The 24,693-nt window shown below is 61.7% G+C and carries 19 protein-coding genes and 1 pseudogene; 8 read left to right on the forward strand and 12 right to left on the reverse strand.

Translation table 11 applies throughout. From position 1 onward, the window contains the following. Window positions 1-77 precede the first annotated feature (77 nt). Complete coding sequence (locus RA24_RS12085; protein WP_052269587.1) at window positions 78-947, reverse strand: LysR substrate-binding domain-containing protein; 870 nt, start codon at window positions 945-947, stop codon at window positions 78-80. A gap of 116 nt (window positions 948-1,063) precedes the next feature. On the opposite strand from RA24_RS12085, the gene RA24_RS12090 reads away from it, so the two are divergent. From RA24_RS12090 to RA24_RS12105, 4 genes are all read left to right on the forward strand, one after another. Further along, complete coding sequence (locus RA24_RS12090) at window positions 1,064-2,605, forward strand: trimethylamine methyltransferase family protein (protein ID WP_039191833.1); 1,542 nt, start codon at window positions 1,064-1,066, stop codon at window positions 2,603-2,605. 16 nt (window positions 2,606-2,621) lie between these two features. Then, window positions 2,622-3,713: an aminomethyltransferase family protein gene (locus RA24_RS12095; RefSeq protein ID WP_039191834.1), complete on the forward strand. Its 1,092-nt coding sequence runs from the start codon at window positions 2,622-2,624 to the stop codon at window positions 3,711-3,713. Window positions 3,714-4,310: 597 nt separating this feature from the next. Next, on the forward strand, window positions 4,311-5,441 hold the full coding sequence (locus tag RA24_RS12100) for an RNA ligase RtcB family protein (RefSeq protein WP_039150982.1): 1,131 nt from the start codon (window positions 4,311-4,313) through the stop codon (window positions 5,439-5,441). Beyond that, complete coding sequence (locus tag RA24_RS12105) at window positions 5,438-6,073, forward strand: peptide chain release factor-like protein (RefSeq protein ID WP_019294899.1); 636 nt, start codon at window positions 5,438-5,440, stop codon at window positions 6,071-6,073. Before RA24_RS12100 ends, RA24_RS12105 begins: the two co-directional genes overlap by 4 nt. 215 nt (window positions 6,074-6,288) lie before the next feature. Here the strand turns inward: RA24_RS12105 and RA24_RS12110 are convergent, their stop codons facing one another. Next, complete coding sequence (locus RA24_RS12110) at window positions 6,289-7,182, reverse strand: AraC family transcriptional regulator (RefSeq protein WP_039191835.1); 894 nt, start codon at window positions 7,180-7,182, stop codon at window positions 6,289-6,291. 201 nt (window positions 7,183-7,383) lie between these two features. On the opposite strand from RA24_RS12110, the gene RA24_RS12115 reads away from it, so the two are divergent. From RA24_RS12115 to RA24_RS12125, 3 genes are read left to right on the forward strand one after another with little or no spacing between them, the layout of a single operon-like run. Next, window positions 7,384-8,223 (forward strand): SDR family NAD(P)-dependent oxidoreductase, encoded by an 840-nt coding sequence (locus RA24_RS12115; protein WP_039191839.1) that lies wholly within the window; start codon window positions 7,384-7,386, stop codon window positions 8,221-8,223. Between the two features lie 35 nt (window positions 8,224-8,258). Next, window positions 8,259-8,720 (forward strand): (2Fe-2S)-binding protein, encoded by a 462-nt coding sequence (locus RA24_RS12120; protein ID WP_039191847.1) that lies wholly within the window; start codon window positions 8,259-8,261, stop codon window positions 8,718-8,720. A 1-nt stretch (window position 8,721) separates the two neighbouring features. Then, window positions 8,722-10,899, forward strand: coding sequence for a xanthine dehydrogenase family protein molybdopterin-binding subunit (locus RA24_RS12125; RefSeq protein ID WP_039191850.1), 2,178 nt, complete (start codon window positions 8,722-8,724; stop codon window positions 10,897-10,899). Window positions 10,900-11,919: 1,020 nt separating this feature from the next. Here the strand turns inward: RA24_RS12125 and RA24_RS22780 are convergent. The 6 genes and pseudogenes from RA24_RS22780 to RA24_RS12150 all read right to left on the reverse strand — a co-directional run bounded on the left by RA24_RS22780 (window position 11,920) and on the right by RA24_RS12150 (window position 17,242). After that, on the reverse strand, window positions 11,920-12,096 hold the full coding sequence (locus RA24_RS22780) for a hypothetical protein (protein ID WP_241480939.1): 177 nt from the start codon (window positions 12,094-12,096) through the stop codon (window positions 11,920-11,922). Next, window positions 12,090-12,515, reverse strand: a pseudogene (locus tag RA24_RS22785) (class I SAM-dependent methyltransferase). The gene RA24_RS22780 and the pseudogene RA24_RS22785 overlap by 7 nt, the downstream one beginning before the upstream one ends. 796 nt (window positions 12,516-13,311) lie before the next feature. Beyond that, window positions 13,312-14,349, reverse strand: coding sequence for an extracellular solute-binding protein (locus RA24_RS12135; RefSeq protein ID WP_019294921.1), 1,038 nt, complete (start codon window positions 14,347-14,349; stop codon window positions 13,312-13,314). Between the two features lie 20 nt (window positions 14,350-14,369). Further along, window positions 14,370-15,179, reverse strand: coding sequence for an ABC transporter permease (locus RA24_RS12140; protein ID WP_039191851.1), 810 nt, complete (start codon window positions 15,177-15,179; stop codon window positions 14,370-14,372). Window positions 15,180-15,182: 3 nt separating this feature from the next. Then, window positions 15,183-16,112 carry an ABC transporter permease gene (locus RA24_RS12145; RefSeq protein WP_039191852.1) on the reverse strand — a complete coding sequence of 310 codons (930 nt, stop codon included), beginning with the start codon at window positions 16,110-16,112 and terminating at the stop codon, window positions 15,183-15,185. After that, on the reverse strand, window positions 16,112-17,242 hold the full coding sequence (locus tag RA24_RS12150; protein WP_052269588.1) for an ABC transporter ATP-binding protein: 1,131 nt from the start codon (window positions 17,240-17,242) through the stop codon (window positions 16,112-16,114). The genes RA24_RS12145 and RA24_RS12150 overlap by 1 nt, the downstream gene beginning before the upstream one ends. Window positions 17,243-17,464: 222 nt before the next feature. Between RA24_RS12150 and RA24_RS12155 the strand changes: the two genes are divergently transcribed. Further along, the gene (locus RA24_RS12155; protein WP_039191854.1) at window positions 17,465-18,865 is read left to right on the forward strand and encodes an aspartate ammonia-lyase; all 1,401 of its coding nucleotides are present in this window, start codon (window positions 17,465-17,467) and stop codon (window positions 18,863-18,865) included. Between the two features lie 42 nt (window positions 18,866-18,907). Here the strand turns inward: RA24_RS12155 and argE are convergent, their stop codons facing one another. From argE to RA24_RS12175, 4 genes are all read right to left on the reverse strand, one after another. After that, a complete protein-coding gene (gene argE, locus RA24_RS12160) occupies window positions 18,908-20,047 on the reverse strand; it encodes an acetylornithine deacetylase (protein WP_039191855.1) in 1,140 nt (379 codons plus the stop codon). A 2-nt stretch (window positions 20,048-20,049) separates the two neighbouring features. Next, window positions 20,050-22,119, reverse strand: coding sequence for an oxidoreductase (locus RA24_RS12165; RefSeq protein WP_039191856.1), 2,070 nt, complete (start codon window positions 22,117-22,119; stop codon window positions 20,050-20,052). A 92-nt stretch (window positions 22,120-22,211) separates the two neighbouring features. Further along, a complete protein-coding gene (locus RA24_RS12170; RefSeq protein ID WP_039191859.1) occupies window positions 22,212-23,156 on the reverse strand; it encodes a LysR family transcriptional regulator in 945 nt (314 codons plus the stop codon). A 33-nt stretch (window positions 23,157-23,189) separates the two neighbouring features. After that, on the reverse strand, window positions 23,190-24,686 hold the full coding sequence (locus tag RA24_RS12175) for an aldehyde dehydrogenase (RefSeq protein ID WP_039191862.1): 1,497 nt from the start codon (window positions 24,684-24,686) through the stop codon (window positions 23,190-23,192). Window positions 24,687-24,693: the final 7 nt, after the last annotated feature.

The raw sequence follows: 24,693 nt of genomic DNA on the forward strand, positions 1-24,693 counted from the left end.
AAATCTCTGACGACGGACAGGGGAACAAGCCTGTTCGCACAAAAGTTCAAAGAAGAAATTCAGCAAGATTTGCCAATCTATTGGGTTTGCAACCATCTTGAAAACGCTGCGGCGCAGTCTTGGGAAGCAGCTTTGCGCGGACGCACCAGAAAGTAGCCGTAGTCCTGTAGCACATGTGGTGACAGGCGGAACAGCTTCTCCTCTTCCAGTTCCTGCTCGATCAGCGTGTCCATCAGGGCGACCCCCTGACCATCAACAACCGCCTGGACCCGCACATTGGGGTCAGGGATGATCAGTGTGTCCCGCCGCGTCCGGTGCGGCAAGCCTGCGGCATTCAGCCAGTCTGTCCAGGCATCGCTGTCATCATGATCACGCAACAGCGTAAAGGTTGAAACCGCTTGTTCCCAGCCGAGCCGCTTCACTGTTTCTACTGCTGCAGCGTTGCCTGCGGGAAAAGCCGGGCACGGCAGGAACGGCGTAACGTCGCCATCCTCCCATTGCCCGTTTCCCCAACGGATTGCGATATCAACACCTTGGGCTTCCAGATCGAAAAGCCGGATCATCGGTTGCAGCCGGAGCTGGATATCCGGATGCGCCTGCATGAAGGACATCAGCCGCGGCGACAACCAGCGGGCGGCGAAATAGGTGGAGACACCCACCGTCAAGGTTCTGGCGGAGAGCCCCTTGAGGGCCAGGATTTCGGCTTCGATCTCTTCATAGAGGCTTTGGCAGGCAGCCAGCAGCTTGAGCCCGTCCGGCGTCATCTCGACCCCGCGGGCATTGCGCTGAAACAGCGCAAACCCCAGATCATCCTCCAGCGTTTTCACCTGATAACTGACGGCGCCCTTGGTCATGTTCAGCGCCCCAGCCGCATCTGAAAAACTGCGGTAACGGGCGATCTCAGCAAACAGGCGCAGGCTGTCGTGATGGCGGAATTCTATGGGCATAACAAAAGCGTATAAATTTCCTGAACACGTAGAGCAAATAAAATCGATTGTTGGCTGGCCAGATTCCTAAAATATGGACCGCGGAACATTTCTCAGGAGTCACAGCGTTGGGAAATATGAACGCCAACACACATATCACCCAGCGCGGCAAGTCGCGCCGGGGGCGGCTGACCAGGCACAACGCGCCCCAGGCGGCACCCACGTATAGGCGCCGCCAAATCCCTGTATATGATTTGCTGGACGAGACCGCACTCCGGCGCATTGAAGCCCAGGCGGACTGGATTTTGGAACATATCGGCGTCGAATTCCGCGGCGATGGTACGGCACTTGCGCTGTTTGCCGCTGCCGGAGCGCGCGTTGACGGTGTCCGGGTCCGCTTCGAACAGGGCCATGTGCGCCAGCTATGCAAAACCGCTCCCGCCGAATTCCAGCTGCATGGCCGTGATCCCGCCCGCACGGTGACCTTGGGTGGCGACAGCTTGGTGCTGATGCCCGGCTACGGCTCGCCCTTTGTTACCGACCTAGAGCAAGGCCGCCGCTATGCCGCGCTGAAGGATTTCGAAAACTTCGTCAAACTTTCGCATATGTCGCCTGCTCTGCACCATACCGGCGGCACCGTGGTTGAACCGACTGATGTGCCGGTAAACAAGCGGCATCTGGACATGATGCTGGCCCATCTCACCCTGTCGGACAAACCCTTCATGGGCAGCGTGACATCCGCGCAGGGCGCAAAGGACAGTATAGAAATGGCCCGGCTGGCCTTCGGTTCGGAGTTCCTGGACCGAAACGCGGTGATGCAGGCCAATATCAACGTCAATTCGCCACTGATCTATGACGGGGTGATGTCCGCCTCCCTGCGTATCTATGCGGCGGCCAACCAATGCGTCTGCATCTCGCCCGCCATCTTTGCTGGCGCCATGGGGCCGCTCTCACCGGCTGCGGTTGCCGCCCAGACACTGGCCGAGGCGATGGCGGGCATTGCCCTCAGCCAGCTGGTGCGCCCCGGTTGCCCGGTCGTCTTCGGCAGCTTTCATTCTTCCATGAACCTGCGCACCGGGGCGCTGACCTTTGGCTCACCGGAGGCGAACCTGACCACCATGGCGCTGAGCCAGCTGGGCCGCAGACTGGGGGTGCCGGTGCGTTCCGGCGGCGGTCAGGTCACTGCCTCCAACACCGCCGACGGCCAGGCGATGCAGGACAGCGCCGGTGCGATGTGGGCAACTCTCCTGTCCGGCGGGCATCAGGTCTGGCACGCGGCGGGCTGGCTCGAGGGCGGTCTGGTGATGTCCTACGAGAAATTCGTGATGGACCTCGACCATTGCGGCGCGATGCTGAAGATGCTGCAGGGGTTCGGCACGGACGGCGAGGCCTTCGGCCGTGATGCCTACGCCGAGGCGGGTCCGGGCGAGAACTTCCTGTCTACCAGCCACACCCTGCGCCATTACACCACCGCCAATTTTGAACCGCAGGTGCCCGAAGGCGGCCCCTTCGAAAAATGGAGCGAGAATGGCCGCCAGACCGTTGACCAGCGCGCTGCCGCCCGCTGGCGGCAGATGCTGACGGAGTATCAGCCGCCGGAAATGCCAGCAGCCATCCGCACAGCCCTGAACGACTTCGTGGCGGGGCGCAAAGCCGACATGCCCGACGAATGGTATTGAGAAAGGACACTGAAACATGACCGAAGAATTGAGCCGCACCTCGGCGCTTGCTTCCCGCCACATTGCCCTCGGATCGGGGCTGGAGGATTGGAACGGCATGGGCACGGCCTGGACCTACAGCACCGACCCGAATGACGAACACGACGCGGTGCGGGAGCGCGCCGGCATGTTCGACATGTCGCCGCTGAAGAAGGTCTTTGTCCGCGGCAAGGATGCGCAGGCGGTGCTGGATCACCTGACCACCCGCGACCTGTCCAAACTGGCGCCGGGCAAATCGGCCTACCTCTGCGTTTTGACCGAAGCGGGCGGTATTGCCGACGACGCCATTGTCTCAAACAACGGCGGCGATGAATGGATGATCGTGCATGGCTCGGGCGACACTATGGCGCTGCTGGAAGCCTCGGCAGAGGGCCGTGACGTCTGGCTGGAGTTCACCGACGACCTGCATGATATCTCGGTCCAGGGTCCGGCCTCGCTGGATATCCTGAACACCCATTGCGACATCGATCTTGCCGGGCTGGGCTATTTTGAACACGCGCCTGCTGTCCTGTTTGGTCACCCCTGCCGGATCTCGCGCACCGGATATTCGGGCGAACGCGGCTATGAGATCTTTGCCAGCGCCGCGGTGATCACCGGTATCTGGGACAAGCTGGCAGAGGCGGGTGTCATGCCTTGCTCTTTCACCGCGCTTGACAAGGTACGGATTGAAGCAGGGCTTCTGTTCTACGGCTATGACATGACCGAGGCCCACACTCCTTGGGAAGTCGGCCTGGGTTTCACAGTCAGCACCACGAAGAGCGATTTCCGCGGCAAAGAGGCGGTGATGGCGTTGAAGGGCCGCGAGAAGATTTCCAATGTCTGCGTCGACATTGACCATTCTGACATAGTGGAGGGCGGAGAGACCTTGCTGCTGGATGGTGATGAGATCGGTGTGATCAACAGCCCCTGCTTTTCTCACCGGATGGGCAAATCGCTGGCGCTGGCACATGTCCGTCCTGGGATCGCCGCTGGAACGGTTCTGTGGCTTAAAGGCGAGACTCTTCAAACCGCCGCAACAGTGGTTGTCAGCCCGGTCTACGACCCGCAAAAGACACGGACGCATCAATAACCTGGCGAAATAAATACCGCGGGCGGGCGTGAGAGACATTGGTCCAATTGACACTCACGCCCGCCTTTCAGCACTTTGGCTCACCAAAAGCGGTTACAGGAGCTTCCCTATCCACCTTAAAGGGACGAAACGATCAGCCAGGGTCTTTCAGTGGACGATTGGTGCGGCTAGCACCTTACTGGCTCAGTCAGCCCATAGCCTCATTTCGCATTATCTCTCACCGCCGCAGCGCAGCTTCACCAAAACGGCCATTAAAGCATGGTGCAGCATCAACCACGTTTCATTGTCGGCTTGCAGGCACCGGGTAAGAGGCAAACAGCCATCTGCCGTCACATCTTGGGTAAGCCTCCCTGTCGCGTGATTGCATCACCGTCCCAGATTTTGAGATCAAGGACTTCCGGGAGCGGCATCTGCGGCTTATCCATTCCCAACTTTTCATCCGCAACAGACAGGAGGGTAAGCCATGACCGTAACCATCAACATTTCCCTTCCGCAGGATCTGACGCGGTTCTGATCCCCAATTCGGGGTTTCCCAACATCGTGCCGATCCATCCGCGACCCTCTCGGGCCGCTTCTATTGCTATGGAAAGATGAACGATGGGCAATCCCATTTCCGGGGAACGGAGCGCCGCGTGCGCCCGTATCTCCAAATTCTACAATCGTGCGGCCTGGATCGACGGGCGTGCAGAAGAGCAACTTGAACAGGTGGCTGGCTGGCCGGGCATGACGGCCGTCGCCGGATTTCCGGATCTGCATCCAGGCCGCTTCGGCCCCGTTGGTGCAGCTTTTCTGGCCGACCGGATCTGGCCCCAGCTTGTCGGGCCGGATATCGGCTGCGGTATGGCTTTGTTTCGCCTCGATCTGCCTCGGCGCCGGCTCAAACTCGACAAGGCCGCCCGGCGGCTGGCTGTACTGGAAGACGGGGCTGATCTTCATCAGGCGCTTGCAGCACTGGATGCAGCTGGCCTGACGGGACTGATCGGTCCAGAGGCACTCGGCACAATCGGCGGCGGCAACCATTTCTGCGAAGTGCAGGTGGTCGGCGAAGTCATGGATCACACCCGTACTGACCTGCAAAAAGATGATCTGTGCCTGCTGGTGCATTCCGGTTCGCGCGGGCGCGGCGCCGGGATTTTTCAGGGGCTGGACGACAGCTGGAAACAGGGCTTCGCGGCGGGAAGCGATGCGGCGGCGCGCTATCTCGCCCTTCATGATGCGGCTACCCGCTGGGCGCGCGTGAACCGGGCGCTGATTGCCTCTTCCGCGTCTGAAGCGCTTGGCAGTGAGGCCCGGCTGATCTGCGACACGGTGCATAATCATGCCGTGCCGCGTTCAGATGGCTGGCTGCACCGCAAAGGGGCGGCTTGCCCGGAGGGTGGCCTCGTCCCGCTCGCGGGATCGCGCGAAGCGCCAAGCTACCTCCTGGAGGTGCCGGATGCCGTACCCGGGGCGCTTGGCTCCGTCTCTCATGGGGCAGGCAGGAAGTATGACCGGTCCTCCATGCATGGACGGATCCGCAAGACCCGTTCGGATCTGGCAGCCCTGACCCGCACCCGTTTCGGCGGGCGCGTCATTTGCGGGGACCGCGATCTTCTGCTGGAAGAAGCCGGCCAGGCCTACAAAGACCCGGAACAGGTACTGCAGAACCTGGCGGACTTTGGGATCGCAAACGCGGTCGCGCGTCTTCTGCCGCTTGTCACCTACAAGACGACGAGAGGTGCGGCATGAGCAGCAGGGAAGCCCTTCTCTTGTCCAGCGGCAATGGTCCGGGTGAATGCCGTCAGGCTGTGGGCCATCTGTTGTCCTGGCTGGGAGCAAAGGCCACGCAATACGGTGTCGAACTCGATGTCGCGACAAGGGACGCCACGCACGGCCCCGCCTCAGCGGTGGTGATCCTGAGCGGCGCTCGCGCTGCAGAATTGGCGTGCGCTGTCGAAGGTACCGTCCTTTGGCGGTGCCAGAGCGAGCTGCGCCCCAGGCACAAACGGAAGAACTGGTTTGTGCAGATTTTCCGTCTGCCTGCGGCCACTGACGCGGTGCGGATTGATCCGGCATCCGTTGAAATGCAGGCCATTCGCGCGGGAGGCCCTGGCGGCCAGCACCAGAACAAAACGTCGAGCGCGATCAGGGCGCGCTGGACCAGCGCCGATGGGCAAGTCTACGCCGTCGTCGTGCGCGACACCCGCTCGCAGCACCAGAACCGCCGTCTGGCGATGGAACGGCTTGCCGCGCTAGCTGCTGCCGAAAAAGCAGAAGCCGACGCTGCCCGCCAGGACGAAACCTGGGCGCTCCACGGACAGCTTCAACGTGGTGAGCCGCGCTGGACCTTTGAAGGGAGACAATTCAAAGAGGTGAAATGACAGGAGGGGCAGCGTTTTGCCGCCCCTCCATCTGCTGATTGCACTGTATCGGCCCATACCTGCCGTTGAAAGGGGTTACTGTCACAGCAGAGCTGCCTCCCCAAACCAGCCATTCAAGATGACCGAAAACACTCTAGTCTGAAAATCCCGGCGGCTCGGACATGGAAGAAGCCGATGTCATTTTCAGTATGCCAATGAGGCATTCCCGGAGAGCTCTAGTCGGCTGCCGGTATGGAAGGCAATTTCTCGTGTCGCGGTGGAACCCCGAATTTCCGCACATATTCACGGCTGAACTGAGTCGGACTTTCATAACCGACATCATAGGCCGCCGAAGCCACCGACTTGCCGCCACCCAGCAGCAGGCGGCGCGCCTCCATCAGCCGCAACTCCTTTTGGTATTGCAGCGGCGTGGTGGAAGTCAGCGCCTTGAAATGCTCGTGAAACGTGGATTGGCTCATGCCTGCCTCCGCGGCCAGATCTGCCACCGGCAGCGGGGACTTGTACTGTTCACGGATCAGGGCAATCGCCTTGGTGATCCGGCTTGCCGGACTTTCGTGCAGCAGCAATTGGCGCAGCATCCCGCCGTGCTGGGCGCGCAGCAGGCGGAAATGGATCTCCTTCAGCACCAGGGGCGCCAGCGCCTGTACCTCCACCGGGTCCTGCGCCAGCCGGAACAGCCGCCCGACGGCATCGAACAAAGCGGCATCGCCGTCCGCTACGCTCATCGAATGAGAGGACCGCCGTGCATCCGGCAAGGTGCCGATCTCGTCATAGAGGCTGCGCACCATCGCCAGATCCAGCTGCAACGCCAGCGAGACATAGGGTTTGTACTGCGAAGCATCGATCACCCCGGCCGACACCGGCAAGGCATGGCTGACGATCAGCGATTTGCCTGCGCCGTAGCGGACCGTGCGGTCCTCCAGGTGCGCCTCCTTGGCGCCTTGCAGGACCAGGCACATCACCGGCTCATAGATCATCGCCTGAAATTCAGTGCGCTTCTCGCTGCAAAAGGCAAAAAGCCCGCCCACGCCGGTTTCGCAGCCGGTGTCCAGCGCGCCTTGCTCCCGGACAAATGCCGCAACATCGGAAATCAGGTCCTGCGGTACCATCGGCGCTCCTCCTCTTTGATCAGACTATAGGCGGGCAGGGGCAGGGGAAGAACTGCAAATCCCGGCATCCCGGAGGATCAGGCAGATCATCCGGAGGATCGGGCACAGGAACCGGCCCGGCGGGCACTAGGTTAAGGTCCAGCAGCATAGCCAAATCCCGGCAGTTGACCGGCAGCACGGCATTTCTGGGAGGACACATCCATGTATAAAGACGCACTTGCAGCAGGCGGCCTAGCGGTTGTGACCGGCGGCGCCAGCGGGGTTGGCTTTGCCGCCGCGGAACGCTTTGCCCGGGCCGGGCTGGACGTGGTTCTGGCCGATCTGCCGGGCGAGGCGCTGGATCAGGCGGCTGAGAAGCTGCGCAGCCAGGTTCGGCCGGGTGCGCAGGTTCTGGCCGTTCCCACCGATGTCAGCGACGTAAGGGCCATTCAGGCCCTGGCGGATGCTGCCTTCGCCGCGGGTGAGGTGGCGGTGCTGATGAACAACGCAGGCATCGGCCGCCCCTCCGGCAGCTGGGAAGAACCCGAGGCCTGGCGCGCGATGATCGAGGTGAACCTGTTCGGAGTGCTGAACGGCGTGCAGACCTTTTTGCCGCGGATGATCGCCGCCGCACGCCCGGCGGTTGTCATCAACACCGGCTCGAAACAGGGCATCACCACGCCGCCGGGCAACCCGGGCTACAATGTCTCCAAGGCCGGCGTGAAGGTGCTGACAGAGATGCTGACCCATGACCTGCGGCAGTCCGGGGCGCCCATCACCGCGCATCTGTTTGTCCCCGGCTTCACCTATTCCGGCATGATCGCCCGCCACATTCTGGAGAAACCCGCCTCTGCCTGGACCTCGGAGCAGACCGTGGATCACCTGCTGACCCGCATGGCAGCGGGCGATTTCTACATTCTTTGCCCGGACAACGACGTGACGCCGGCCCGCGACCGGCGCCGAGTTGCCTGGGCCCTGGGCGATATCCTGGAAAACCGCCCGGCCCTGTCGCGCTGGCATCCCGACTACGCCGGCGCCTTTGCCGATTTCGAAAAATCCTGAACCTGTCATTCCAGCCAAGGGGAGGCCCCACAGCCATGGCAATTACTTTGAAACTCAACGGCCAGACGCATCAGGTCGAGGCCGAGCCCGGAACCCCGCTGTTGTGGGTGATCCGCGATGAGCTGAAGCTCACCGGAACCAAGTTCGGCTGCGGCGTGGCCGCCTGCGGCGCTTGCACCGTGCATCTGGACGGCGAACCCGTGCGCTCCTGCCAGACCTATGTCGAGGACGCCGAGGGCGCCGAGATCACCACCATCGAAGGGCTGGACTCCAAGGTATCCAAGGCCGTGCAGGACGCCTGGGTGGAGCTGGACGTGGTGCAATGCGGCTACTGCCAGTCGGGCCAGATCATGTCCGCCGTGGGCCTGCTCAGCGAAAACCCCAAGCCGACGGTTGAGGAAATCGACAGCTACATGAACGGCAACGCCTGCCGCTGCGCCACCTACCAGCGCATCCGCGCCGCGATCCAGCGCGCATCCCAGATGATGGAGGCCTGATATGACCCTCAACACCTCCCGCCGCGGCTTCCTCGCATCCGCTGCAGCCGCCGCTGCCATCCTGTATGTCGGCGTCCGTCCGAACGGCGCCCTTGCAGCCGGCGCCGCTCCCGCACAGCTGAACCCCTTTGTGAAGATCAGCGCAGACGGCACCGTCACCGCCATCGTCAAGCACTTCGAGAAGGGGCAGGGCCCGGCCACCGGCCTCACCACGCTGATCGCCGAGGAGCTGGGTGTTTCGATGGAGGACATCCAGTACGAATTCGCGCCCTCCGACCCCTCGCGCTATGCCAACCTGGCGTTCGGCCAGATGCAGGGCACCGGCGGCTCCACCGCGATGGCCAATTCCTTTATGCAGTACCGCCAGGCCGGGGCCGCCGCGCGCGAGATGCTCATCAAGGCCGCCGCCGACGCCTGGGGCGCAGACACCGCGGAGCTGACGCTTGAGGACGGCGTCATCAAGGGCGCCGGCCAGGAGGCGCCGCTGGCAGAGTTTGTCGCCGCCGCCGCGCAGATGGAAGCGCCGGCAGAGCCGCGGCTGAAGGACCCCAGCGAATTCCGCCTGATCGGCAACCCGCACGTCAAACGCAAGGACTCCCTGCCCAAAACCAACGGCACCGCGAAGTTTGCGATGGACCTGCATCTGCAGAACCAGATGATTGCCGTCATCATCCGCACCCCGCGGATGGGCGGGCTAGCCAGCGGGTTTGACGATGCCGGCGCCAAGGCGGTCAAAGGCTACATCCGCGCCGCCGTGCTGCCCAACCAGGCGGGCGTCGCGGTCTATGCCGAGGACACCTGGGCCGCGTTCCAGGCCCGCGACGCGATCACCGTGGACTGGGACTTCTCAAACGCCGAAAGTCGCAGTTCGGAGCAGATCCGCGAGGAACTTCTGGCCGCGGTAAACGCGGAGCCGGAGTATAACGTGACCGGCGCAGACCACACCGCCATCACACAGCAGATCGAGGGTGCGGCCAAGGTGGTGGAGCAGACCTTCTACTTCCCGCTGCTGGCGCACGCGCCGATGGAGCCGCTCACCTGCACCATTGAGGCGGACGCGGACGGCGGCGTCACCCTGCACGATGGCTGCCAGTTCCCCACCGGCCCGCATATGGCGTTGGCGCAGATCTTCCAGCTGCCAATGGAGAAGGTCCGCATCAATACGATGTTTGCAGGCGGTTCCTTCGGCCGCCGCGCCACCCCTACAGCGGATTACCAGGTGGAGGCGGCACTGGCCTTTGCCCTGACCGACCGTTCACGCCCGGTGAAACTTGTCTGGTCGCGAGAGGATGACATCACCGGCGGCTACTACCGCCCCGCGGTGGCGCACCGGGTGCGGGTGGGTCTGGACGCGGATGGCAACATCGCCGGCTGGGACCACCGCATCGCCGCGCAGTCGATCATGAAAGGCACCGCCTTCGAGAGCATGCTCGTGCACAACGGCGTCGATCACAGCTCGGTCGAGGGCGTGGCGGACAGCCCCTACAGGATCCCGGGACAGTTCGTGGGCCTCAGCGACGTGGCCAAGGCGACCACGGTGCTGTGGTGGCGCTCGGTCGGGCACACCCACACCGCCTATGTGATGGAGGTGATGATGGACGAGGCCGCCCGCGCCGCGGGCCGCGACCCGGTGGAATTCCGCCTCGCCCTGCTGGAAGGCGGCGGTGCCGATCAGCAGCGTCTGGCGGGGGTGCTGAAACTGGCCGCCGACAAAGGCGGCTGGGGCAGCGCGCCGGAGGGCCGCAGCCAGGGCATCGCCGTCCACAAGAGCTTTGGCAGCTATGTGGCCGAGCTGGTAGAGATCTCCGGCAATGCCGATGGCGGCGTGAAGATCGAGAAGGTCACCTGCGCGGTGGATTGCGGCATCGCGGTCAACCCGGATGTGATCAAAGCGCAGATGGAGGGCGGTATCGGCTATGGCCTAGGCCACGCGATGCGCAACGTGATCACTCTGACCGGGGGCGAAGTGGACCAGTTCAACTTCCCCGACTATGAGCCGCTTCGGATCGGCGACATCGGCGCCATCGAAGTGCATATCGTGCCCTCTGCAGAGATGCCCACGGGGGTCGGTGAGCCCGGCACGCCTCCCTCGGCGCCGGCGCTGGCCAATGCCATTGCAGTCAACGGCCCGCGGGTGACGGCGCTGCCAATGAACCTGAATGGCGTCAGCTTCGCCTGAACCGCAGCCTGCACCGGACGGTATTCAGCCCGGTGCAGGTAATTCGGCCCAGGGCGGCATTCAACTTTATGCGTGCAAACAGTTCGTCTGGCACCGCCATTTACTTGCCCGACGTCCAGTTTAGGAAAGTACCGCAAACGTTGTTTCAGGTGCTGAATACGCTTTGTAGGCCTCATTGCAGACTGTTGTTTAGCAGGCCCTGCCGTGTAGGCATAAGGTCCGCATTGCCGAGCTCGTCTTCAGAGCCCATTCTTGGGTCAGAAAATCCCGCACTTTTCAGCTCGTGACCGGGCTCTATCCGGATACCGACTGCATCGGCATCTGGACGGATATTGGATAGCTCAATCTCCCTGCGGCCGGGAGCGGCGGAAAGCGTCTCGTTCCGAGCCACTTTTCACCGCGGACACAAGTCGTTTGCACTACCCAGTTTCCGTCCCGGAGGGTGACGATCCTTTTTGCGGGACAAGGCTGAGCTGATTGGCAGCTGGGCAACTGCGGCCTTCAGAAAGAAACAGTAGAAGTCCTCGCGGCACGCGCGGATTGCATGTTCCAGGGGTCGCGGCAGGGCATCGACGGGCTGCGCCCGCTCCCCCCTGCCCCGGCATTTTCATTTGATTGGTCCGCATGCCCTCCGGAAGACACGAGGTCTTCCGAAGTGAAAATCAGGGAAGGCTTCGCCACTGGCGGAACAGGAGGCGCGAGCGGGGATGTTGGAGACACGAAAAAGGCAAGGTTCTGTCGCTAATGCCAAAACTTTGTGTCGCCCGACAATTAAGTGTCAAACGTCAGACAAAACTGACCCGATGCGGACTGTTTTTAAGAGAAAATTGCCTGCACCTGCCAAGCATTTCTGATCCAAGCCGGGCCGTTTTTGGTTGCAAACGCAGCCAAGGCGCCATCCTGTGTCCTGTTTACGCAGGCAGCTAACGTTACTGATTCATGCAGTGGACGGCAGGTTCGAGCCCAACCCGGTCATTGGAAAGTCCGCCGCCCAAGCGATTAGACTGGGCGGCGATAGGATCAGATTTTGCGCGCCGAAACCTGCAGCATCATAGGCCGCTCCAGTTCTTCGGCCAGGTCCGGCAACTCCGCAGTCTGTTCAGGTGTGGACGCAAACTCTTCCACCCGGCGCAGGTCGAACCCCGCGCTGATCAGCGTGTTGATCATTGTCGCCAGGGTCCGATGGTGCTTCAGCACGCCCTTGGCAAACCAGTCAGTGCGGCGCTCGCCCTCAAGAGAATAGCCGTTAACCGGCAGGTCTTTCGGCCGTCTTCATCTTGCGTCCACTGGGGGCGGGCGGCTGCCATGAAGATCGGATGCTCGATGGTGAAGACCAGGTCCCCGCCAGGCGCCAACGCCGCATGGATCATGCGGATCAGCCGTTCAAAATCTTGCACGTAGTGGGAGGTCAAAGCGCTGTAGACCAGATCAAATGCCGCCTAGGGCAATTCAAGCGTTTCCAAGTCAACAATCCGGTATTCGATTGCGGAATCCTCGGTGTCGGCCCTCGCACATTCGATCATGTTCTGAGACAGGTCAAACCCAAGAACTGAAGCAGCCCCCTGACCGAAGAACCACCGTGCTGCCCAGCCGAAGCTGTAGCCCAGGTCCGCCACGCGCTTGCCTGACAGTCGGGGCAACAGCGCCCGAATTGCCGGTCATTCCGGCGCACCTTCCAGCCCGTGAACCTGCCGGGGAAGCTGGCTGTAGCCAGCAAAAAAATCGGGATTGTCGTAGATATTCTGTGCCATGTTTGCCTCCAGACAAAGAGGAGGACGAGGCACGTTTCCACGCCTAACAACCTCGTCCAAAAGGGCGAGGCCGAGGCTGGCAATCAGCGTGGTCAGTTCGCGTGATTGGCATCCCGGCATCCCGCCAAGGGGGTACCGGCCAACCGGGCGACAATGTGGATGTCCTTCTCAACCATGCAGGCTATACCGGTCTGGATGCAGAAAATGTCATATTCCTCGCTCATCTGGCGGCGCACTGACAGCGCAGCGATAGACGAAGCAGCCTGGACCGACCATTTGCCCTGACAGCAGCGAACTCACCCTCAGAGCCCAACCCGGTCATTGTGATTTTTTGCTGCGCGCGCTTGCTGCGGAAGAAATGCTTCATGCGCTCAAATCTGGCGCTGTGTCGCGGCGATGAAACCCGCCATTGATGCAGCGCGCAGCGAGGCTGGAACGAGCCACTCACAAGGAGCCGGACACAGTGAGTATTCGCTGCGTCTGCGCCAAAGGCTGCTAGGGGTCCTGATCTGCGTTCCTTGTTGCACTCGCCTTTTCAGCGCTGAGTAAGTTTTGCCGAACTTATTTGTCATTGGCGGCCCCAGTCAGAGTTTTCAACCAAAAAAGCCCGGGCAATTGATGCCCGGGACAGCTTGCCTATTGGGGAAATCAGGTAAGGTTCTTACTTCTTAAGGTTGGTCCAAATCTGGTCATAGACCGCTTGGGCCTCCTGATTGCAGACCTCGATAAACACCCCATCGCCCGCATCCGCATGAGGGTTCTTTTCCGGCTGCGCGGCCAGTGCAGGATCCAGGAAGCCGGCTACCCCAGTCACCCCGGCATTGTACTGGGCATAGTTGGTGACTGCCGCGATGTTTTCAGGTTCCAGCAAAAAGTCCATGAATTTCAGCGCGTTTTCCCGGTTCGGCGCGTCCTTCAGCAGCACCACATTGTCCATCCAGGCAACATAGCCCTGGGTCGGATATGCGTATTCCACATTGGCGCCTTCCTCCCGCGCCTTGGCGGCGAAACCATCGTAGATTTGTCCGACAGCCGCATCCCCTGACACCAGCACTTCCTTGGCAGTATCCGAGTTGAAGGATGCCCAATGCTGCTTGGCGTCCTGCAGCATGGCATTCAGCGCTTTCAGCTGCTCGCGGTCGGTGGAGCATTGCGGAATGCCCAGATGCAGCGAGGCCATCGCCATCACTTCGCCCTGGCTGTCCAGCATGTTGATCTTGCCCGACAGCTCTGCCGGGGGCTCAAACAGAATGGCAGTGGTCTGGATGTCGCCGCTGTAGGCGTCGCGGTTCACCGCAAAGGAGGTGGAGCCCCACTGGTAGGGGATCGAGGACGCGCGGCCCGGGTCAAAGCTGGGGTCGGCCCATTCCGGCGCGATGTTGCCTTTGTTCGCCAGTTCGCCATTGGCAATGGTGTCCAGAAGCCCCTCGCCCGCCATGATGCTGACCATATAGTCGCCCGGCACTGCCAGGTCATAAGTGCCCATACCGCCCGCCTTCAGCGTCGCCAGCATGGATTCATTGGAATCGTAGGTGTCCATAGTCACCTCGATGCCGGTCTCGGCGGTGAACTTGTCGAGCACCTCCTGCGGCATGTATTCGAACCAATGGTAGAGGACCAGTTTGCCCTCGGCGGCGGCGGCAGTGGCAGCAACACTCAGAGCAAGAGCTGCGGCGCTGGATTTCAGCAGATTTTTCATGTGTTTCCCTCCAGGTTGGATCATTTTGTATTGTCGGATTTGCTGACGAAGTAGCTGATGGTGACCATTACGATTGAGACGCTCAGCAGCATGGTCGAGATCGCCATGATGTTGGGTTTGATGCCCTGTTTGACGGAGCCGAAGATCGCGGTAGGCAGGGTCTCAACGCCTGCACCCTTGACGAAGTTGGTGATGATGAAGTCGTCGAGCGAGACGATGAAGGCCAAGAGGAAGCCCGAGATGATGCCCGGCGCCATCAGCGGCATCAGGATCTTGGTGAAGGCCTGACGCTTGGTCGCGTAAAGGTCCATCGCCGCCTGCTCAAAGCTGTCCTCGATCCCCTGCATCCGGGCCGAGATCGGCAGGTAGGCAAAGGGGATGCAGAAGGCGATATGGGCGACCAGAATGGTCATGTAGCCGCGGGTGAAGCCGATCGCGTTGAAGAAGATCAGCGTCGCAACCGCCGTTACAATCTCCGGCACCATCAGGGGCAGCGAGATCAGGCCGAAGGACACCGTGCGCAGCTTGAAGTTGCCGCCGCGGACCATTGCGGTTGCCGCCAGGGTGGCAATTGTTGTGCTGGCCGTCGCCGCGATGATGGCGATGGTGAAGCTGTTGAAGGCCGCGACCTTGAACTTCCCGCTTTCCGGCCCGGTGAACACATCGGCGTACCAGCGCAAGGAGATCCCCTCCCAGTTGGTGATCGATTGGGAGGCGTTGAAGCTGTAGATGGTGACGATCACCAGCGGCGCATAAAGGACCGCCAGGCACAGGAGTGTGATGGAGCGGAAGCCCTTGTAGGATTTGATATTTTCATTCACATGCGCCATGGTTCAGCCTCCTGCCTTGTCTGCTTTGGCCTGCTGGCGGGCGGAGAACATCAGGATGATCAGCACCATGGTCAGCAGGATCATCGACGCGGCAGCGCCGAACGGCCAGTTGCCAGCATTGCCCTTGAACTGCTCTTCGATCAGCGACCCGATCATGAAGTTCTTGGCGCCGCCCAGCAGATCGGGCGCCAGGAAGGAACCCATCGAGGGCACAAACACCAGGATGCAGCCCGCCACCACGCCGGGTTTCACCGCAGGCAGCACGATCCGGCGCAGGGTGGTCCATTTGCTGGCGTAGAGATCCGCTGCCGCCTCGCTGAGCGAGAAGTTGTAGCGTTCCACCGCCGCATAGACCGGCAGCACCATGAACGGCAGGTAGGAGTAGAACAGGCCCAGCTGCACCGCAAAATTGGTGTTGACGATGTGGATGGGGGAGTCGATCAGGCCGGTGCCAATCAGGAAATCATTGAGCGGCCCCTGGTCGCGCAACAGGAATTTCATCGAAACCGTGCGGATCAGCAGGTTCACCCAATAGGGGATGGTGATCAGGAACACCCAGACGGGGCGCACGTTTTCCGGCCGGGTGGCGATGAAATAGGCGGTCGGGAAGCCGATCAGAAGGCTGAGAAGCGTTGCCGCCCCGGCCTGCCAGATCGAGCGCCAGAAGATGGTGATATAGGTCCATTCGATGCTGGGCGGTTCATCCCCGAACAGCCCGCGGTCAAAGAAGAACTGGTCATAGGCCGCGAGTGAAGGCTCCCAGATCACCCCACCGCGGAATTCCTTGGTCAGGAAAGAATAGATCAGCATCATCATGACAGGACCCAGCACAAAGATGCCGAGCACCGCCCAGGACGGCAGCAGCAGCCAGCCGCGGGCGTCCTTGTATGTATCTGCGCGGGCTGAGCCGCCGCTTGCTGCGCCTGCTGCCATCAGTCCATCAGGAGGCGCCCGGCCCCCAGCTCCATGTTGACGAAAATCTCGCTGCCCGGCTCAAAGATCCGCTTGTTGCCGCGGTCGGAATTGGAAGTGCGCACGATGAACTGCGGCCCCTCGGCCAGATCCACCAGCGTGCTGATGTCGGTGCCGACAAAGATGTTCTCGGCGACCCGGCCCTTGAGGCTTTCGGCCTCCACCGGCGCGTCGGACATGAACAGCCGCTCGGGCCGCACCGACATATGCACCTTGGCGCCTTCGCCAATGCCCTCGACCGAGTTGCAGGTCAGCGCGTGACCGCCGCCCAGGTGGCAGACCGCGCGGCCGTTCATGACCTGATCGACGGAGACCTCCAACAGGTTGGTTTCGCCGATGAAGTCTGCCACGAACATGTTGCGCGGTGTCTCATAGATCTCGGTCGGGCTGCCCAGCTGCTGCAGCTCACCCGCCGACATCACCGCTATGCGGTCGGACATGGTCAGCGCTTCTTCCTGGTCGTGGGTCACGAAGATGAAGGTGATCCCGGTCTCCCGTTGCAGGTGCTTCAGCTCCAGCTGCATGGCCTTCCTGAGCTTCAGATCGAGTGCCGACAGCGGTTCATCCAGCAGCAGGACTTTCGGTTGTGGCGCCAGCGCACGCGCCAGCGCCACACGCTGCTGCTGGCCGCCTGAGAGCTGGGACGGTTTGCGTGCAGCGAATTGCGACAGCTGGACCAGCTCCAGCATCTCGCCCGCCCGTTTGCGGGCGTCGGATTTGGATTTGCCGCGCATCTCCAGGCCAAAGGCCACGTTGTCCAGAATGGTCATATGCGGGAACAGCGCATAGTTCTGGAACACGGTGTTCACCGGCCGCTGATGCGGCGGCAGCTTTTCGATCTCGTCGCCATAAAGCAGGATCTCACCCTCAGTCACATCCTCGAAGCCGGCGATCATCCTCAGGAGAGTGGTCTTGCCGCAGCCCGAAGGGCCCAGCAGGGTGAAAAACTCATTGTCCTTGATGGTCAACGAGATCCGCTTGAGGGCGGTGAAGTCCCCATAGCGTTTGACCGCATTGCGCACATCAATCGCATCTGTCTTGTTGCCAGGCACTTGCGCCTCCCCTCTGCCGCGTGTCGTTTGATCCAGCATAGGAAGGCTTGGGGACTGCTTTAAGAATTGACTCCCTCAGCAAATGTTAGTCTTTGCCTAATCTTTGAAAGTCACTCCAAAACAATGCCTTAGAGCATACACTGGAGAGTTGATCACCTGCTTCGCCTGACCCTAAGCCTTGCAACGGAAACTGCATCTTCGGCTCGCCTGCGGATCTGGCTATGGCCTTGGAAAATACTTCCAGCGGCAGGACAGACGGCAATGCATAATACGCGCACGGAATGGGACTCCATCGGCCAAATGAAGCTGCCCGCAGATTGCCTACTTGGCATCCAGACAGAACGGGCCCGGCAAAACTTCCCAATCACTGGGGTGCCGCTGTCGCATTTCCCGGCGCTGGTGCGAGCGCTGGCGATGGTAAAATCCGCGGCAGCCAGTGCAAACGCGGAAACCGGCGGCTTGGTGCCGGACAAAGCAAAGGTGATTGTGGACGCATGCAATGAGATTGCGCGCGGCCGCCATCACCGGCACTTCTGCGTCGACATGATCCAGGGCGGGGCCGGCACCTCCACCAACATGAACGCCAATGAGGTTATTGCCAATCTGGCGCTGCTGAGGATGGGACACCTACCCGGCGACTACGCGCACTTGCATCCGAATGACGACGTGAACCATGGCCAGTCCACCAATGACGTCTACCCGACAGCGATCCGGCTGGCGGTTCTGGCCAGCACCGGACCGCTGTGCAAGGCGCTGCACCGGCTGCAGCAGGCATTCGGCGAGCGAGCAGAGGCCTTTTGCTGCATCGCCAAGGTCGGCCGCACCCAGTTGCAGGACGCTGTACCGATGTCATTGGGCATGGAATTCGCCTCCTTTGCCACCACCGTTGGCGAGGACATCGACCGGCTGCGCGACATCAGCCAACTGCTGACCGAAGTGAACCTTGGCGGCACTGCCATCGGCACCGGGGTAAACGCAGAACCCGGCTATGCCCCGCTGGCGCTGCAATACCTTTCGCATCTTTCCGGATTTGAACTGAAGCAGGCAGGCAACTTGAACGAGGCATCTTCTGACCTTGGCGCCTTTGTCGCCTATTCCGGTATCCTGAAACGGGTCTCGGTGAAGCTCTCGAAGATCTGCAACGACCTGCGGCTGTTGTCCTCCGGCCCCCGCGCCGGTTTTTGTGAGATCAATCTGCCCGCGGTGCAAGCGGGGTCGTCGATCATGCCGGGCAAGGTGAACCCGGTGATCCCTGAGGTTGTCAATCAGGTTTGCTTCCAGGTAATCGGCAATGATCTTACCGTCACCATGGCCGCGGAAGCAGGGCAGCTGCAACTCAATGCGATGGAGCCGGTGGTGGCCTATAACCTGCTGGAATCCATCCGTATCCTAAAAAATGCCGTTGACGTGCTGACTGTGAAATGCGTTTCGGGGATCACCGCCAATGAGGGCCGCTGCGCCGCCCTTCTGGACAACAGCCTGGTGCTGGCCACCGCTCTGGCGCCGCATCTGGGTTATGATGCCGCTGCCAGGATCGCCAAGGAGGCATTGGCCTCGGGCCGCAGCATCCGTGCGGTGCTGAAGGAGCAGGGCAGCTTGCCTGCCGCCAGCATTGAGGGAATCCTTTCACCCGCTGCCATGCTAAATGAGCCGGAACGATAAACTCTGGCCTGCAGATAGGCGATTGTCGCCGTGCCGTGTTTCTCAAGTTGTCAGATCGTTCAGGATCCGGTCCATCATCGCGTCGCAGGCGGCAACCTGACTCAGCTCCAGATATTCGTCAGGTTTGTGACCCTGCCCCTCCATCGAGCCCGGGCCGCAGACCACAGTGGGCACACCCAACTGGTCAAAGAACCCGGCCTCAGTGCCAAAGGCGACCTTGGTGGTGCCATCGCTCTGGGCAAGCTTCTGCGCAAAAGGGACTACTGGGCTATCTGCAGGCACGTCCAGGCCGGGGTAAGCGTTGTACTGCTCCACCTCGATACAGGCCTCAGCCGGGTAGCGGTTGCTGACCCGTTCGGCGGCGGCCTGAATGCGGGCCAGAATGTCTTCCCCGTTGTCCGCCGCCAAATGTCTGTATTCAAAGGTCAGCTCTGACCGGTCCGGCACGATGTTGAGCGCGGTGCCGCCATTCATTTTACCAACATGCACCGTGGAATAGGGCACTGCATAGGCTGCGTCCCGCGCGCCAACGGCGGCAAAATCTTCTTGCAATGCCCGCAGCTCCGCCAGGAAATCCCCCGCGAGGTGCAAAGCGTTGGTGAAATTGGGGGCCAGCGCTGAATGGCCGCTTTGGCCTTGGCACACCGCGCGCAGGGCAGCTTTTCCCTTGTGGCCGATGGCGACTCTCATCTCCGTCGGTTCCCCCACAAAACAGGCCCGCGGTTTGCCGATCAGCGGAGCCAGGCGCTCCAGCATCTCCTGAATGCCGACGCAGCCGACCTCCTCGTCATAGGACAGCGCGATTTTCAGCGGCTCCTTTAGATCCACCTTTGCGGCACGATCCGCCAGCGCCAGTGCGCTGGCGACATAGCCCTTCATGTCGGTTGTGCCGCGGCCATAGACCCGGCCTCCATCCCGGGTCAGCCGGAACGGATCGCGGGTCCACTTCTGCCCGTCCACCGGCACCACATCCGTATGCGCAGACAGCAGAACCCCCTGCCCAGCGGGGCCTTTCTCGGCATACAGCCCGGTCTTGGAGCCATCCGGCGACGGCAGCCGCACCACTGCGAAACCGCGCTCAACCAGGAAGCCCTCCATATAGGCAGCCAGCTCCAGATTGGAGTTGCGGCTGACCGTGTCGAACCCGGTCAGCCGCTCCAGTATGTCCAGCGTTGCTGTCATCGTCAGTCCACGGCCAGCTCGGTAATCTCGCGGCGGAAGGGCAGCGCATCGCCGATATCCGGGCCATCAAGCTCGCGCGCATAACGGTGGCCTGCATAGGTCGCCCAGGCAATCGGCCCCGGCGCGCTGGCGTCGCCTATGATCTTGACCGACTTGATGCCGGCATCCGCCCATTCCGCCTCACGGGCGCGCAGTTCCTCGAAGAGGCTGTCGTTACCGGTGCGCGAGGCGACCATGACCACGGCATCCGCCTCGATGTTCCAGGTGCGGTCCGTGTAGGTGCAGTTGCTGACCACATGGCCCGCGTGGATTTCTGTCAAGCCGCGGTTCAGCACAATCTCCACCCCGGCCTCCACCAGGCGTGGATGGATCGCCACCTGCTCCAGCGTGTTGTTGGTCCAATCGCTGACAAAGGCTGAGGGCGTGACCAGCGTCACCTGCGCACCCTTGGAGGCCAGCAGTTCCGCCAGAACCCCGCCCATGTAGTAGTGGTCGTCGTCATAGACCACCACGCGGCCTTCGGGGATGGTGCCGTCCATCAGGTCGTCGGGCGTATAGACCTTGGCACCTTCGGCGATCGGCATCGGCACCACATGCTGGCGCGAGACCCCGTCCCGGCGCCAGGTGGAGCCGGTGGCGATACAGATGTTCTCAAAGCCGAACTCAAGGATACTTTCCGCATCCAGCGGGCTTTCGCGGTAGATCTCCACGTTCGGACGCTGGCTCAGCTGGTAGTCGCGGTAATCCACGACACGGCCCCAGGCATTGAGACCCGGCAGTGTGCGCTCGCGGGTCACACGCCCACCGATCACGTCCTTGGCCTCGGCCACCGCCACGTCATACCCGCGGCGGCACAGCGCCCAAGCGGCTTCAAGTCCGGCCGGACCCGAGCCGACGACCAGCACGTTGGAGCTGTCGCCCTTGGTATTCATCTTTTCCGGATGCCAGCCCTTGCGCCATTCCTCCATGAAGGTCGGGTTCTGGGTGCAGCGGCTGATCGACATGGTCATGTCGCCGGTGATGCAGATGTTGCAGCCGATGCATTCTCGGATGTCCTCGATCCGGCCTTCCTCGATCTTCTTCGGCAAGAAGGGATCGGCAATCGAGGGCCGCGCGCAGCCGATGAAGTCCAGCGTGCCGGATTTCACCATCTTTGCCATCACGTCCGGGCTGGTGAAGCGGCCGACGCCGACGATGGGCTTGTCGGTCAGCTCATGAATGCCGCGCACCAGCTGCTCCTGCGCGGCCTCTTCCTTGAATCGGCTCGGGCCGGAGCAATCCTCCCAAGTTCCCTGCGCCAGGTCCCAGAGGTCCGGCAGGTCCTTGTTCATCTCGATGTAATCGCGCACTTCTGCGTTGGAAAAGCCCAGCTCGCCAATGGTTTCATCCAAGCTGACGCGCAGAGTAATCGCCATGGTATCGCCCACCGCATCACGCATGTCAGCGATGACTTCCTGGCTGAAACGCGCGCGGTTCTCCAGTGAGCCGCCGTATTCATCCGAACGCTGATTGGTCGCCCGGCTCAGGAAGTGCTGGAAGATGCCGAAGCCATGCGCGCCGTAAAGGCAGATCAGGTCAAAGCCTGCCTCTTTCGACCGTTTCGCCGCATTCACGAACCAGCGGCGCAGATCCTTGATGTCCTGCTTGTCCAGCGCGCGGGCCTGCACCGGGTCGTTGGTGAAGGTGCGGATCGGGAGTGCAGAGGGCGCCAGCGGCACCTCCTTGGTGTAGAGGTTCGGGCCGTTGATCCCGGAATAGGCGAGCTGAATGCCGGCCAGTGCGCCATGGGTCTTCATCCGCTCCGACATCTTGCGCAGCTGCGGGATGTCCTTGTCCTCCCACAGGCGCAATTCGATGAAGGGGGTGATTTCCGAGGTGTGATGCATCTCGCACTGTTCGGTGAAGATCACGCCCCAGCCACCCTCGGCCTTGATGCCCCGCATCGCTGCCGCCGCAGAGGGGTCCCGGTAGCCGCCGCCGTTGCAGTGGGGCACCTGGTAAAAGCGGTTTTGGGCGGTGAGCGGACCGATCTTCATCGGCTCGAACAGAATATCATAGCGGGGATCGCGCAATTTCCATCTCCTTCGGTGCAAGAGCACTTCAAAGGTACAGGACCGGCCCAAAGGCGAAAGTTGCGCTTACGGAAGCACTGATTAGCCGCTGCCTAAGCCCCGCCGCCGTCCCCGATGCGGATGCCCGGCACGGTGCCGTCAGTGATCCGTTCGCGGCAATAATGGATGAAAGTCTTAACGGTCAGAACGTTCTCGGCGCCCTCAGCCGTCAGCAGCCCCATCCGCATAGGACGCAGCTTGCCTGCAATTGGCACGAAGCTCAGCTTGCGCCCGTCCGGCGCCATGCCTGTCACTGGACGGATATTGGCAATGGAATAGCCAAAGCCGTTTGCCACCAGCCCGCGCATCACCGCCATGTCGCGGGTGCGCTCGGCAATCTGCGGCGTAACTCCGGCATCCTCGAAGAACGACAGGAAATACTCAGCGCTCAGCGGCAGATCCAGCAGCACCATCGGATGCGCGGCCAGATCTTCCACCGTGACGCTGTCGCGGTCCGCCAGCGGGTGATCTTCGCTCAGCAGCGCATAGGGCGGAAGCTCCGCAAGCGCGTTGAATGTCAGGTCCGCCGGGATGTTCAGGTCATAGGTCAGCGCAACGTCGATCCGCGCCTGCCGGATCAGGTTGATTAGCCCGGCCTGATCGCGCTCCGTCTGGCTGATGGTCACCGCCGGATAAAGCGCCTCGAACTGGCGGCGCAGGCCCGGCACGATGAGCTGGGCAAAGGTCAGCAGGCACCCCACCGACAAAGGCCCCTGCACGAAACCCGAGATATTGTCCGCCAGTCGGCTGAGCGCCCCGGCCTCATACAGAACCGCGCGCGCCTGATCCATGAACTGATGCCCGGCCTGGGTCAGCGACAGCCCTTGTGCGTGCTTACGCACAAACAGCTGCAGGCCGAACTCATTTTCCAGCTGCGACACCGCCGCCGAGATCGACGGCGAGGAGACATTCACCTTCTCCGAGGCCAGGGCAATAGACCCGGCCTCGCCCACGGCGACGAAATACTCCAGCTGGCGCAGTGTGAAACGCAAAGGCATGTCAGCGACTATGCCGGAGCAGGACCGGGCCGATCAAGCCCGGTATTTGATCCAAGTGGTTTTCAGCGCGGTATATTTTTCCAGGCTATGCAGCGACAGATCGCGTCCGAAGCCTGACTGCTTCATACCGCCAAAGGGCGTCTGCGCCGACAACGCGTCCACCGTGTTAACCGAGACCGTGCCCACCTGCAGCTTGTCCGACACCCGGCAGGCGCGGCTGAGGTTGTCCGTCCAGACCGAAGCCGCCAAGCCATAGATCGAGTCATTGGCCATGGCGACGGCCTCCTCCTCGCTATCAAACGGAATGACCGACAGCACCGGGCCAAAAATTTCATCCCGCGCCAGCGGGTTGTCGTGGCTCACGTCGTCAAAGATCGTCGGCTGCACAAAACAGCCCTTGCCACCGACGGTCACGCGCTCACCGCCCGCCACCAGATTGGCCGAGGATTTGCCCGCCTCAACGAAACGCATGATGCCCTCGGTCTGCTTCTCATCCACGATGGCGCCCATTTTCGAGGCCGGATCCAGCGGATCCCCCGGCTGGGCCGCCTCGGCGCGGGCAATCAGCTTCTCGACAAAGGCATCCTTGACCGAACGCTCGACATAAAGCCGCGAGTTGGCCGAACAGACCTCACCCTGGTTGAAGAAGATGCCAAAGGCAGCCATGTCGGCAGCTGCATCCAGGTCCTCGCAGTCGGCGAATACCAGATTTGGGCTTTTGCCGCCGGTTTCAGGCCAGACCTGTTTCAGGTTCGACTGCCCGGAATACTGCATGAACATCTTGCCAATGGCGGTGGAGCCAGTGAAGGCGAGGCAGTCCACATCCATATGCAGCCCCAGCGCCTTACCCGCAGTGGCACCATAGCCCGGCACCACGTTGAATACCCCGTCCGGCACCCCGGCCTCTGCCGCCAGCTCGGCCAGCCGCAGTGCAGACAGCGGCGACTGCTCCGCCGGTTTCAGTACCACGGAGTTCCCGGCCGCCAGCGCCGCCGCCGCTTTCCAGGTCGCCATGTCCAGCGGGAAGTTCCAGGGTGTTACCGCGCCCACAACACCTAACGGCACGCGCGACACCAATGCCAGATCACCCGGCCCGGTCGGCGCCACCTCGTCATAGACCTTGTCGATGGCCTCGGCATACCACTGAAAAAAATGCGCCGACCCGGGCGCGTCGATGGTGGCCGCATCGGTCACCAGCTTGCCCATGTCCAGGCTGTCCAGCAGCGCCATCTCCTCCAGATTTTCCCGGATCAGATCCGCCAGCTTCAGCATCACCGCCTTGCGGTCACCCGGCGCCATCCGCGACCAGCGTCCGTCCTCAAACGCGCGGCGGCCGACAGCCACCGCACGGTCCACGTCCTCTGCATCACATTCGGCTACTTGCGCCAGCACTTCGCCCGTCGCCGGGTTCACACTTGCAAAAGTCTTACCCGACACAGCGTCGGTAAATTTGCCATCAATGAAAGCCTGGCTGCGGAATGAGAGAGCCGCTGCACGGGATTTCCAGTCGTCAAATGTATAGTCCAGCATAGTCCCA

This window comes from Leisingera sp. ANG-M6 (genome assembly GCF_000813905.1).
In the GTDB taxonomy this organism is placed as follows: Bacteria; Pseudomonadota; Alphaproteobacteria; order Rhodobacterales; family Rhodobacteraceae; genus Leisingera.